The sequence below is a fragment of the Paenibacillus taihuensis genome (assembly GCF_003386535.1).
GTDB lineage: Bacteria > Bacillota > Bacilli > Paenibacillales > Paenibacillaceae > Paenibacillus_Z > Paenibacillus_Z taihuensis.
In genome coordinates, this window is the sequence record NZ_QTTN01000010.1 from 1 (window position 1) to 12,470 (window position 12,470).

Below are 12,470 nucleotides of genomic sequence, written 5' to 3' on the forward strand. Positions count from 1 at the left end.
CGATTTTTGCAATAAGGAGCGAGTAGATCATGGCCCGCGTATTGATCGATTCCGGACGCCCGCGCTGAGGAGAACCACTGATCGCGTGTAGGATGGTTCCAATCGGCAAATGGGATAAAATAGCTGTATATTTTGCTTCTGCCTCAAATTCCATTAAATCCTCGAAGGAAAACAGCTCTTCTTGTTGAATAGAGTACATAGGAGTGCTCCTTTCTTTTCTCAGTTATTTGGTGTGGTAACCATAACTTCGAGAAATTGGGGAGGCACTCCTTTTTTGCATGCTAAAAAGCCTTTAATTCCAAGGGGTTATTCATTATGAAATTGACTCTAAATCCAATATAGCTAACGCAAACGGCTATATCGGGGCAAAACGAGTGGATTTATCCAACATAGCCCCGCGCTCAGCGGCTGCTGGGGGCCACTCAGACAGGCCACTCAAGCGATTCCCCTAGCGATCCACTCCGTTGTCAGCAACTCAATAAAACTTCAGCACCGAGCCCCAATTCCACTGCTCGTAGAAGTTATCGCCGATATCGATGCCTTTGATCCAGACGCTCGCTTTCTTCCCGATCTTGTCCTGGGGCGCGAGCATCACGTCGGCTTTCGTCTTGTTCGAGCGGACCCACGCGAGACCGTTCGCACCAAGCGCTGTCGGCTGATAATCGCCCGCTTCGGTGCTGGTTCTCGTAATCCGCTTCTGCTGACCGCCGCTGAGCTTCACGTTCACCAGATTCGGGAACGGACGCTGATTCGGATCGCTGATTCCTCCGCTTTCTCTCGCGCGCTGCACGACGATATCGCTATTGGTTAACCACGTTAGATTCTGATCGACATCATGCGGCGGCGTATACGACGGCCCTGGCTTAAACTCCGGCGAGACGGCTACTTTGAGCTGCTTGTTCGAGATGGCCTCACGCCCGATTCCGCTAATATAGGCAAGCGAATCGCCCTGCGCAGGCCATTCAAACCAGTTCGCATTGTTCGCCATCATGTCTACCGGCTTCAACTTTTTCCCATCCGACGACAGCACGCATAACGTGTTGCCATCTGCGGATAAAGACGCTGTCGGCGTCGCCAGGAACGCGATCCACTTGCCGCTTGCCGACCATTTGAACGTGCTTGTGCCGACGACGACTTGATCGTTCAGCTTGGCAGGCAGCACCGCAAGCGGCTTCGCCTGAACAGCCGCTCCACCCGGAGCAGGTCCGCTCGGCAGCAAAATCTCGTCCAGCCTCACCGGCGTCCAATTCCCATCCGGCAGCAGGTGCGCCGCTGTCGAGACCAGGAAGCCGTTGCCGTCAGGCAGCCAAGCATAGTTTCCAATCTCGCCCACGGTGCCCGTCATCTCAACCGGCTGCGAAGTATCAGCCGTACCGACGACATAGAGCCGCTGATTCTTCTCGAAGGCAAGCAGCCCGCGGCTCGGGGACCATTCGTATCGTCCGCCGAAGCCCGCTGACACGAGCCTGCTTTTGCCTGACGGAACATGCACCATCCACAGATCTTCGCGGTTCTCGCCAATCGTATAGGCGAGCCAAGCCCCGTCCGCCGACCACTTCGGCCCGCGCGCCTGATTCGCTTCCGTCAGGCGCTTCTCGCCGCCGCCATCCGCCTTCACCCACAGCGCACCGTCTCGGACGAATGCCGCCATCAGCGGCTTCTTCGGTACCGGCTCAGCCGATTTCGCCTGCGCCGATCCGCTGAAAATGATTGCAACAACCAGCAGCGCCGGCAGCAATCCCAATCCAGGCCTCCCCAATCTTCTCAACATACCAGACCACGCTCGTATAGCTCGTTCGTTTCTCATCGTTACCCTCCATCGTAAATGAATAGCCTCACGTAGTATGGACGGATTTTCCAACTGCTATGAATATAAAAAAAAGACCGCCACCTCAAACCGCCCAAGCGCCTAAGGTGACCGTCTTCCTATCTATTCCGCAGCCAGTTGTTTAATGAGCGGCGGCAGCCAAGCCTCTAATGATTTGAACGTGTAGCCCGCAGCTTCAGCCTTCGCAGTGCTCATGTACCACGGCTCCGGAACACCGAACGGCGATTCGTGCATTTTGTCCGTCTCGAGCGCCACGAATGCCTTCTTCCCGGTCGCCTCCTCAATAAGCGCCACTATGCCGCACGGCGAAATCTCACCTCTGGAGCAAGCATTGAAGGAGCCAACTGCATCGTTGCGACCCAACCAGTCGAGGAAGGCCGCAGCCTCGTCAGCGTCGATGAACGACATCGCCGCGCCGGTATTCGGCATGCCGATCGGCAGCTCCTGCTGTACATGCTCGACGTGGAAATGCAGCCGCCGCGTATAGTCATCCTCGCCCAATACGATCGGGAAGCGCACCGCCGCTACGGGGAACGTTGCCTTTTGCAAGAAGATCGCTTCGACCAGACGCTTGCCCTCACCATAGTTGATATCATGCGGGTACGGCTTCGGCACCGTATAGTTCAGCGCGTCGAATGCCTCCTCTGACTTGCGCGGCTCCCCGAACGGATATACGCTCAGCGTGGAAGTGACGATGTATTTGCCCGCTTTGCCTGCGAACAGATTCACCGCTTCCTCGGCATCCTTCGGCATAAAGCAAATGTTATCGTAGACGACGTCATACGGCGCATCGCCGATCGCTTCTTCAAGCGCCTTCACATTCGTGCGGTCCAGCTGCAAATGCTTCACGGTCTCCCCGAACGGATGAGACAGCCCGCCTCTTGTCACAATCGTCACCTGATCGCCCGCCTTCAACAGCCGCTCGACCAGTTTCTTCCCGAAAAATCGTGTTCCGCCCAGCACCAGCACGTTACGCATCGAATATCGCTCCTTTTTCACACCGCTTATCTACGTACCTATCTTGCCATAATCTACCGCCAAGAAGCAAAAAATCACCCACTCCGCAAGGAATGGATGATTAGGTCTTATGGTCTTATGGTCTTATGGTCTTATGGTCTCATGAACGATGATGCGGCTTCAGCTCAATGACTTGCACCGAATTCGTAATTTCCCTCAGGACGTCCGATTGGTGCTGCGGGTTCATATACTGCGCTTTAATGTAAGCTTCGCCCTCCTGGCTGGAGGTGTAATGCGTGGGGAGATGATTTAATGTGAGCAGCAAAATATCAAGCTTGCAGTTATCGCAATTACAGTTGAGCACGCCCGTCTTAACAAAATGCTCTTCTAAAATATCAACAACAATCGGCTCCATCGCATTCATTACTCTCAATTCGCCCGAATAGTACATGTGCCCACTCCAATGCTTATCTATACAGCCAATTATACTGGTTTTCATTGGAATGTGAAGTCAATTTCTAGCAATTTTTTAAAAGGTTTAATAAGTCAGACCACTTCATCCAAAAGCACTGTCTCTCCCATACCTAGACGCTCTAACTCCGCCAGCTGCTCCAGCAGCATAATGCCGCTCAGCTGGGTGCTCAACGTGACTCGCTCTGCCGGCTGCGCGCCCCAATTGGTGTTAAACACGCAGCGTCCTGCATCGCGGCCGAGCGACCAAAGCGTTGCTCCATTCCGCGCGAGCAGCGGCGCAGCCGAGCTATGCGCAGGCGCTTCCTTCGCCAGCTCGCCTAGGTAGCGGACAAGGATGCCCTTGAACAGGCCGCCGTCGCCATCTTCTTCGTCCGGCAGCAGGCCGTTCGCCGAATCCGTCAGCTCCCGCTCTGCTGCGGACGCCGTACGCATCGCATCCTCCAGGTACATGCGCTCACCGGTGATACGGAACAGCTCCACCCCTGCACCGATGTAAACCCCTTGGCAGTAGGTGAATTTCCACTCCTTGTCGATCTGTCCATCGCCAACCCGGTTCATGCCGTCCCAGACGAAGCCGTCAGCCGGATCAACCAGATGGCTCTTCAGCCAAGCGTAGATTCGCAGTGCCCATTCGAGGTCTTCCTCCTGCCCGAACTGGCGATACAGCCGTGCAGCGAGAATAATAGCCGGCCCGTTCGCGGGCGTATTCTTATAGTCGAGCTGCGGCTTCTGCCATGCGATGCCGCCGCCCATATGATCGTTCCAGCCGGTCTTGATATCCTCCCACAGCACGAGCGCCGCTTCCTTGTACTTCGTCACGCCAAGCGCCTCGTATGCCCGAAGCCATGCGATCGCCATCCACTCCATGTCGTCGTACAGCTCATTCGGGAACGCGCCGCCGTTGCGCACGAGCAGCCCTTCATAGATTTCATCCAGCTGTGCCGCATATCTCGCATCGCCTGTCCGATTATATCCATCGACCAGCGCATCAACCGCGTGCGCCATCCACCAATAATGGAAGATCGTATTGCATGCCCCGTTCGGGCAAGGAATTTCGATATCATATAGACGAATGGACGGATTCCAAAATAACTCCGACAACGCCTGCTGTGCTTCTTCTGCACGGTTTCCCCATATCATGGCTCCACTCTCCTATTCCTGTTTCTCTATTCGCGCTGCCTGTTCGAGCAGCATGACCGCGCTGAGCTCTGTGCTCAGTTGAACGACCGCATCCGGCGTCTGTGCCCACGAATTGCTGAACAGCGCCTTATCCTTGTCTTTGCCATAATTCCATAAGCTGTCCGCATTCGTCAGCAGCATCTCGCGCAGCTCGGTCTGCGACGGATCGAGCTTCAGCAGTTCGCCAATATAGCGAACGAGCACGCCCTTGAATAATCCGCCGTCCCCTTCACCCTCCGAAGGCAGCATTCCCGTCGCAGGCGACAGAAAATCTTGCTTCAGATTGGCCGCCGTCTTGCGCGCATCGTCCAGATATCGCTGCTCCTTCGTAATTTGGTACAGCTCCACTCCTGCGCCGATGAAGACGCCTTGGCCATAGGTGAATTTCCAGTCCTTATCGACCGCGCCGTCGCCTTGACGGTTAATTCCATCCCAGACCAGCCCGGTGTCCGGATCTACCAGATTGCTTTTCTCCCAATCGTACAGCTTCTTCGCCCATGCCAAATCAGCGTCAGCCTTTGTATGGGTATATACGCGAGCTGCCAGTATAATCGCAGGCGCATTCGCCGGCGTATTCTTATAATCCAGCTGCTCCTTGCGCCAAGCGATACCGCCGCCCATCGCATCATTCCAGCCTGTCTGAATCTCTTGCCATAGCGTCATCGCCGCTTGCTGGTACCGATCATCGCCGGTTGCGTCGAACGCATGCAGCCATGCCAGTGCCATCCATTCCATATCATCGTAATAGTCGTTGATGAAGACGCCTGCGTTGCGGTCCAACAATCCTTGATAGAGCTTATCGAGCTGCGTGACATATTGCATGTCGCCTGTACGCTCATAGCCGTCGGTCAGCACATCAACCGCATGCGCCATCCACCAGTAATTGAACGGGTCCGTGCACAGCTGCGCTATGCACGGCGCCGCATTATTGAACAGCCCTCGCTTCTCATCCCAAAAAGACTTCGTCAATTCCTGCTGCGTCAGGTCGGCCCGCTCGCTCCATACCGATGCAGCGCTGCCCGTTTCGGCAGCGCCGCCAAATCCCCAGCGCCATGCAGCCAGCCCTACGATAATCAGCACCGCAAGGGCCGCTGTTAAGATCGTGCTTCTTCGTTTCACCTTGAGATGCTCACCAGCCTTGTTGTTTATAAACCCGAAATTTTGTCGATGTTCACATAATTGCTGTTGCCCTTGCTGCTATCGAATCCGATGATCACCTTGTTGTAGCCTGCATTCAGACTCAGGTTGATGGTCACCGTGCTCCATGTTCCCCAGCTGCCCGTGGATGGGAAGCTCAGGTTGCTTGCAACCACCGTGCCGTTCACGGAGATGTAGCGGCTCGAATTGCCCGCTCCCCCTGCATAGCGAATCGTTACTGTACGCGTGCTCGCCGAGTTCTGATTGACGTTGAACGTAACCGTGCCGGCCGAGTTCCAGCCTGCCAAATAACCGCGTCCCGTATAGCCCGATTGCGTACTCTCCGATATAATAGACCCGCTCTTCAGCGCGTTCTCCGCTTCATAGGTGCCGTTGCCCGCAATGTTGCCGGTGTAATTGTCTGCAGGCGTGAACTGCATAATCGATGCGCCTGCCGCTGCCGCCAAGCTTTGCACGAAGCCGGTTCCTGTCGGTCCCGTCCAGTCGCTGCCGATGACATTGTCGCTCGTTCTGCGGTGATTGAACGCCTGCGTCGCGTTCTGCTGCAGGAAGTTCAAATAGGTTGCGTTGCCTGTCGCGACGCGAAGTTTGTTCAAATTGCGGGCAAAAATCATTTTAAACCCGGCTCCGTCATCCTCGCCCTCGTACATCAAGGAATAGGACAGCGTCATATTGTTAATGACATAATTCGCCGAATTGTTCGCGTCCGTCAGGTAGCTGCTCGTTCCTGTCGCCTGATACATCGCAAGCGCCGCGCCGAGGAAAGTGCCGTAGTTGTACGAGAAATCCCAATTGATAACCGTGCCGCTGCCGGAGCCTTCGACATGGTCGTTCACTTTGCTGCCGCTCACAAGCTTGCTCTTCATCCAGTTATAGATGTTCGTTGCTTTCGTCAGATACGTGGTGTCGCCAGTCGCATTCTTCAGCTTGATGGCGGTCATGACCATCGGCGCATTCGTTGCCATGTTCTTCTGCGGTGAAGTGCCGTCGCGCTTCCACCATATACCGCCGCCATACGTCGAATCATTGAAGGAATAGATTTGGTCGAACAAGAACGATGCCCGGTTGCGGTATTCCGCCGTGCCCGTAATTTCGTACGCCCGCATGCACGCAAGCGCCCACCAGCCCAAATCGTCATTGAACGGGTTGGTCATCATATCGGTATATTTCGCATTGAAGCCCGTATAGATATCGTCGATCATCGTCCTGTACGTGCTGCTGCCGGTCCGCTCATAAGCGTCCATTACCGTCTCCCACAGCTGCGCTTCCCACCAGAAATCGGTGTACAATCCGCCGTTCGGGCCAGAGGCATGCGTATGGATGGCATGGTCGCTGTTGGTGTAGAAATATTTTGCCGAGGAATCGTAGAAGGTGTTCACAAAGCCGTTCATCGCCGTATCCGCATTCGCTGCCGTAAATGCATTCGCCTGATTCCCGCCCCCGATGACGGGGAACAGCAGCGCCGCTGCCAGAACGACAGCCGCCGCTTTCTTGCCAAGCCTCCAACCTTTCATCACGAACACCCCTTAGACCATGAATTGTGAAGCGAGTTAACCTTTAACGCCGCTAAACGCAATTCCTTGAACAAAATACTTCTGCAGCATCAGGAACATGACCAGAATCGGAAGCACCGCAATCAGCGCGCCAGCCATCATCGGACCGAAGTCGGTCTGATGGTTATAGGAGAATGCCTGCAGCCCCATCTGGATCGTCGCCTTGTTCGGATCATTCAGTATGATCATCGGCCAGAGGAAGCTGTTCCAGCCTGCCTGGAAAGTGAAGATGGAGAGCGTCGCCAGCGCCGGCTTCGTCAGCGGCAGGTAGATATTCCAGAAGATCCGGAATTCCTTGCACCCTTCAATCCGTGCCATCTCCATCATGTCCGACGGCAGCGTGAGGAAAAACTGGCGCATGAAGAACACCGCGAACGAGCCCGAAGCACCCGGCAAAATAATGCCCCAGAACGAGTTCAGGAACCCGTTCCCGCCGGCGCCGACGAGATCATTGCCTCCAATGAGCGGAAAATGCTTCAGCACGTAGAAGCTCGGGATCATCGTCACGATGCCCGGAATCATCATCGCCGCGAGCAGCAAGCGGAACAGCGGCTTATTCAGCTTGAAGTTCAGCTTCGCGAAGGCGTAGCCGCTGAGCGAGCCGAAGAACAGGTTCGCCAGTACCCCTGCGGCTGCCAGTACGAAAGAGTTCCAGAAGTAGAGACCGAACGGAACGGTCGTAAATGCAGCCTTGTAATGCTCCAGCGTCAAGGTCGACGGAATCCACTTAATCGGCATGGAGAATATTTCATCGCTCGGTTTGAACGAGGTGATAAGGCTCCAGAAGAAGGGCAGAAACATCGCGACCGAGATCGCAATCGTTACGATATAGAACAGAATCGTCATGATCGATCTGCGAACCGTAACGGAATTGACAGTTCCCGTCCCTTCATTCAGGGAGAGACGGTTTACAACTTGCTGCTGTGCCATAGGTTCACGCCTTTCCTTACACAATCGATTCTTCAGATTTCGAGATTCGCATGTTAATGAGTGAGAAGATGAGGATCGCAACAGCGAGAATGAATGCTTGCGCGGACGCGTAACCCATCTGCAGCTGGTTGAAGCCTTGCTGGTAGATGAGATAGACCGGCGTCTTCGTCACGTTGCCCGGACCGCCTTGCGTCAGGACGAACGCTTGGTCGAACAGCTGCAGCGCTCCGATGATGGACATCGTGCTGACCAGGAATGTCGTCGGGCGCAGCTGCGGCCACGTGATGTAGCGGAAGCGGGCGAATGCCGTTGCGCCGTCGAGCTTCGCCGATTCGTACAAGTAATCCGGCACGCCTTGCAGGCCGGCGATGTAGATTACCATGTTCGAGCCGACGCTCTGCCACAGCGTCACCATGATGATGGAGAACATCGCGGTCTCGGTTTGTGCGAGCCAGGCAGGACCGACAATGCCGACATAGCTCAGCAAATTGTTGATCAGGCCGAACTCCGGATGCAGCAGCCAGATCCATACTGTCGCCGCTGCAACCGCGGACGTTAAGGTCGGCAAGTAGTTCATTGTGCGGAACAGCTTGACGCCGAACCGCTTGAAGTTGAGCAGCAATGCGAGCAATAGCGAGATCAGGATGTTAAGCGGGATGAAGATGACGGCGTAGTAGCACACGTTCTTGAACGTCTGCCAGAACAGGGAGTCATGCCAGAGCCGCTTGTAGTTATCGAGCTTTACGAAGTCCATCCGGCTGACAACGTCATAGTTCGTGAAGCTAAGATACAGAGCCATAACGACCGGAATAATCGTGAAAGCGAGGAACAGCAGCATCGTCGGCGTGATGAAGAGGTAGGCCGTTCTCGCTTGATGCTGGTTCAGTTTGCCGATGGAAGCCATTGTGTAAGGGCTCCTCCTTCCTTATGAAGCAGCGGTACTTAAGAGGGAAGCGCCTCACGCTTAAGTCTCGCTTGCGGCGCTTCCCTCTCAATTGGCTACAAATTTGCTACAACCACGATGAAATTCGTTTATTTCACTTCCGCGTTATCTGTCAGCAATTGGTCGCCGCGCGTTTGCGCCTTCTTCAGCGTATCGTCGAGGCTTTGCTTCGATTGTTGGAACAGCTGCAGGTTCGGGATAAGCGCGTCGCCTTCCATGACGGAGTAGCCTGGGTGCGCCGGACGAATCTTCGCGAACTCGAGCGTATCGAGGAACGGCTTCCAGAACGGATCATCCTTGAAGAACGGATCTTCGAGCGCTGGCTTGTAGCCTGGGATGTTCAAGCTTGTTTTCGCCCATAGCAGCGCATTGTCTTTGTTCGCCGTCCACCACTTGATGAACTCCCATGCTTCCGCTTGATGCTTCGAGCCTTCCGGAATGACGAGGCCAAATCCGCCCATTACGCTGCCTTTGTCCCCATTCGGTCCTGCCGGAGGAGGCGCGATCCCGAAGTCGAGGTCTTTGCCGTATTTCTTATACGTGCTGAGCATCCATGGACCGGTGTACTGCATCGCGAGCTTGCCGGTTACGAATGCGTCCGTGCCTTCGCCAAGTCCTTGCTCGAAGCCGACTTTGTACACTTTATCCTTGTTGAGCAGGCGATCCCAATACTCGAGCACCGCTTTGCCCTGATCGTTGTTGAAGTTCGTCTTCGTACCGTCATCGCTCAGCATGTGGCCGCCGGCTTGCTGTAAGTACATGTTGAACAAACCGTTATCGCCAAGGGAGAAGCCTGCCACCTCCAGCTTGTTGCCATTCCACTTGGTCGTCTTAATCGCATCCTGCTCCAGCTCATCCCATGTTGTCGGAGGCGTGTTGATGCCTGCGTCAGCAAGAATCTTCTTGTTATAGAACAAGGCGCGCGCGTCAACAGTTAGCGGCAAGCCGTATAATTTATCTTGGTAGGAAAGCTCCTTGAGCGCTTCGCCGTAGAAGTCATCCTTGTTCAGACCGTCCTTAGCCATGAACTCGTCAACAGGGTGAAGGACATTCTTCGGTGCATAGAGGGATGTTCTCCATCTGTCCCAGAACAAGATATCCGGGGAACCGCCGGATGTTGCAGCCGTGAGGAACTTCGTGATCATATCTTGCTGGAGCACATATTTGACGCGGATTTTGTCCTGCGACTTGTTGAACGCGTCCACCATCGTCTCGAATTGCTTCTGGCCTTCGCCGCCCCAGTCACCCCAGAACGTAAGCTCAACCGGATCGGACTTTGTCGAATTCGAGCTGTTGCTTGCTGCTGCATTGTTGGACGATGCACTGTTATTCGCTGATGCACTGTTATTCGCCGCCGCTGCGCCATTATTGGAATCCGCGCCGTTATTGCCATTGCTTCCGCAGCCGGATGCCGTCGCTACGACGACCGTGGCAAGTGCCGCTAAAGAAATCCACTTTTTCACTTGAACTGCCTCCCTTTTTCACCTCTATAATTGATACACCATGTTTGAAGCGCTTTCATTTTTAATTATATTGGCATATATATAGTATGTCAATATGTTTTTGTATAACATTTAAATTAAATTGTTATACTAGTTAATTTAATTGATATATTAACAGAAAGAGCCCGCTAGTGCGTTCACTTCGCACCAGCGGGCTTCTTGCATTCTATAATTTTAGCGTCCTCGCGGCTTCATAGGTCCAGTTGACATACCAAGCATGAGTGTCGCATCCAGCAGCGTCTTATTCGGCAGCGTCTCGCCCGCGCGCAGCTTAAGCACGTTCTCGAAGGCAGTACGGCCCATATCGAACTGATTCTGCTTCATATGGGTAAGCGGGAAGGCGCCGTTAATCTCCGGACTGTCGAAGCAGATGATTGACAGATCCTCCGGCACCCTCAGCCCCAGCTCGTTCGCCGCACGCTGCGCCAGCTGCGCAATGTTGTACTCGGTCGCAAAAATCGCCGTAATCTGCGGATGCTTACGCAGATGCTCGGCAATCTTCTCGACGTCACGGACTCGGTTCTCCTCGGCATTGCCCTGCGGCAGAACCGACAAAATATCTTCAATCCACAGCTCGCGATCGACCATAACGCCTTTCTCCGCATGCGCTTGAATAAAGCCTTCGATCCGCTCTTCAATCGCAGTCGTGTCCATCGGCGGAGGCGTCAGGAACGCGATCGATTTATGGCCGAGCTCGAATAGATAGTTCGTGCCCTGGGCGGCTGCTTTGGCATTGTCCGTGCTTATGGAACCTGCGGAAATCCCCTTCAGATGACGGTCAATAAGGACGAACGGGAACTTCATAATGGCGAGCTTCAATATCTCCGCATTGAAGTACTCCCCTTGCGCCGGGAAAATAATGAGTCCATCGACGCCGAGCTCAAGCAGCCCTTGGATCGCTTCTTCCTCATACGACGGTATGCCGAACGAGCGGCGCAGCACGAGATAGCTGTCATTGGCGCGGGACGCCTCTTCCATTCCATAGATGAGCGCCGTGCCATAGCTGTCGGCAAAATCGGTAATGACAAGACCGATGAGCAGCTTCCCGCCTGACTTACGAGGCGAGTGGTGCTGCTGCCCTGTGCCGCTTGCCGTTTTGGCCGCGGGTTTCTCCTGCGGCTCTGCCACGAAGGAGCCGCGCCCCGGCTGGCGCACGATGAAGCCCTCGTTCGCGAGCAGCTCCAGCGCCTTCTTGCTCGTAATGCGGCTGACGCTGTACTCGTCGCCAAGCTCCTTCTCGGACGGGACGCGGTCGCCGACCTCGTACTTCCGCTCTATAATTTGCTCGCGCAGCGCTTCGAATATTTTCTCATACATCGGTTTGGATGTAGATTCGCTAGACATAAATCGAAACCTCCATAATATGGCAATGACACACCGCCAAGGCGAGCCAGCTTCGTTTGATTACAATCATTTTATACCAATATATCATGATATATACCATTTGCCAAGCGGAAATGATATATCGGCTTTGGCAGTGGGAAAATCACAAGCCTTATGTGTCACGAGTTATGCTGAAATGACTGAGAGCTCATTCCAACTCCGAGAGCACATTTATCTCTCAACTTCCGATTTCATGCGGTTTCGCTCCTGAGAGCACGCATGTGTTCTCTCGACTACCCCCACCAAGCTATTCCCGTCCGCATAAAAAAAAAGCTTTCCCCAAGCAGATCGATCTGCCCAAAGAAAGCTGTTGTCCTGTACAAACGCCGAATGTTCCATTGCTGATGAATGCTTACGCTTCAGCCGTCGCCATAAGCTCCTGCTTCAGAAACGAGATGAACCGGATCGATTCATCGATTGTAAGCTTCTTGCCGCGGTGCATGAACTGGAACTTCTCCGCAATTTCCTGATCCGATAGATGAAGCTGATTAACAAGAGACTGCACTTCTTTCGTAAGCTCTGTCATACTCATCCTCTCCCTCTAGTCATCTTCTATTGCCCTC

11 protein-coding genes and 1 pseudogene are annotated in these 12,470 nt (G+C 54.2%); all 12 read right to left on the reverse strand.

All coding sequences use genetic code 11. The features are described from left to right. Positions 1-199 (reverse strand): annotated as a pseudogene (locus A8990_RS10440) (transposase); the annotation flags it as partial. A 276-nt stretch (positions 200-475) separates the two neighbouring features. Continuing rightward, positions 476-1,744 (reverse strand): TolB family protein, encoded by a 1,269-nt coding sequence (locus A8990_RS10445; RefSeq protein WP_181909503.1) that lies wholly within the window; start codon positions 1,742-1,744, stop codon positions 476-478. Between the two features lie 186 nt (positions 1,745-1,930). Beyond that, positions 1,931-2,806, reverse strand: coding sequence for an NAD-dependent epimerase/dehydratase family protein (locus tag A8990_RS10450; RefSeq protein WP_116188978.1), 876 nt, complete (start codon positions 2,804-2,806; stop codon positions 1,931-1,933). A 139-nt stretch (positions 2,807-2,945) separates the two neighbouring features. After that, on the reverse strand, positions 2,946-3,236 hold the full coding sequence (locus tag A8990_RS10455; RefSeq protein ID WP_181909504.1) for a late competence development ComFB family protein: 291 nt from the start codon (positions 3,234-3,236) through the stop codon (positions 2,946-2,948). A gap of 95 nt (positions 3,237-3,331) precedes the next feature. After that, on the reverse strand, positions 3,332-4,399 hold the full coding sequence (locus A8990_RS32070; protein ID WP_245995943.1) for a glycoside hydrolase family 76 protein: 1,068 nt from the start codon (positions 4,397-4,399) through the stop codon (positions 3,332-3,334). A 12-nt stretch (positions 4,400-4,411) separates the two neighbouring features. Continuing rightward, positions 4,412-5,557 (reverse strand): glycoside hydrolase family 76 protein, encoded by a 1,146-nt coding sequence (locus tag A8990_RS32075; protein ID WP_245995944.1) that lies wholly within the window; start codon positions 5,555-5,557, stop codon positions 4,412-4,414. A 26-nt stretch (positions 5,558-5,583) separates the two neighbouring features. Next, positions 5,584-7,110, reverse strand: a complete 1,527-nt coding sequence (locus A8990_RS10465; RefSeq protein ID WP_116188980.1) for a glycoside hydrolase family 76 protein — start codon at positions 7,108-7,110, stop codon at positions 5,584-5,586. 36 nt (positions 7,111-7,146) lie between these two features. Further along, positions 7,147-7,995, reverse strand: coding sequence for a carbohydrate ABC transporter permease (locus tag A8990_RS10470; RefSeq protein WP_245995959.1), 849 nt, complete (start codon positions 7,993-7,995; stop codon positions 7,147-7,149). Between the two features lie 100 nt (positions 7,996-8,095). Further along, on the reverse strand, positions 8,096-8,983 hold the full coding sequence (locus A8990_RS10475; protein ID WP_116188982.1) for a carbohydrate ABC transporter permease: 888 nt from the start codon (positions 8,981-8,983) through the stop codon (positions 8,096-8,098). Positions 8,984-9,111: 128 nt separating this feature from the next. Continuing rightward, positions 9,112-10,485: an ABC transporter substrate-binding protein gene (locus A8990_RS10480; protein WP_116188983.1), complete on the reverse strand. Its 1,374-nt coding sequence runs from the start codon at positions 10,483-10,485 to the stop codon at positions 9,112-9,114. Positions 10,486-10,698: 213 nt separating this feature from the next. Continuing rightward, on the reverse strand, positions 10,699-11,868 hold the full coding sequence (locus A8990_RS10485) for a GntR family transcriptional regulator (protein WP_116188984.1): 1,170 nt from the start codon (positions 11,866-11,868) through the stop codon (positions 10,699-10,701). Between the two features lie 391 nt (positions 11,869-12,259). Further along, entirely contained in the window at positions 12,260-12,433 is a 174-nt protein-coding gene (locus tag A8990_RS31505) for a hypothetical protein (protein WP_181909505.1), read from the reverse strand. Positions 12,434-12,470: the final 37 nt, after the last annotated feature.

What these genes read in the sequence shown, in the direction of transcription:
- A8990_RS31505 (WP_181909505.1), bottom strand. Translation starts at nt 12,433, where the DNA reads ATGACAGAGCTTACGAAAGAAGTGCAGTCTCTTGTTAATCAGCTTCAT.
- A8990_RS10475 (WP_116188982.1), bottom strand. Translation starts at nt 8,983, where the DNA reads ATGGCTTCCATCGGCAAACTGAACCAGCATCAAGCGAGAACGGCCTAC.
- A8990_RS10485 (WP_116188984.1), bottom strand. Translation starts at nt 11,868, where the DNA reads ATGTCTAGCGAATCTACATCCAAACCGATGTATGAGAAAATATTCGAA.
- A8990_RS32070 (WP_245995943.1), bottom strand. Translation starts at nt 4,399, where the DNA reads ATGATATGGGGAAACCGTGCAGAAGAAGCACAGCAGGCGTTGTCGGAG.
- A8990_RS10470 (WP_245995959.1), bottom strand. Translation starts at nt 7,995, where the DNA reads ATGACGATTCTGTTCTATATCGTAACGATTGCGATCTCGGTCGCGATG.
- A8990_RS10465 (WP_116188980.1), bottom strand. Translation starts at nt 7,110, where the DNA reads ATGAAAGGTTGGAGGCTTGGCAAGAAAGCGGCGGCTGTCGTTCTGGCA.
- A8990_RS10455 (WP_181909504.1), bottom strand. Translation starts at nt 3,236, where the DNA reads ATGTACTATTCGGGCGAATTGAGAGTAATGAATGCGATGGAGCCGATT.
- A8990_RS10450 (WP_116188978.1), bottom strand. Translation starts at nt 2,806, where the DNA reads ATGCGTAACGTGCTGGTGCTGGGCGGAACACGATTTTTCGGGAAGAAA.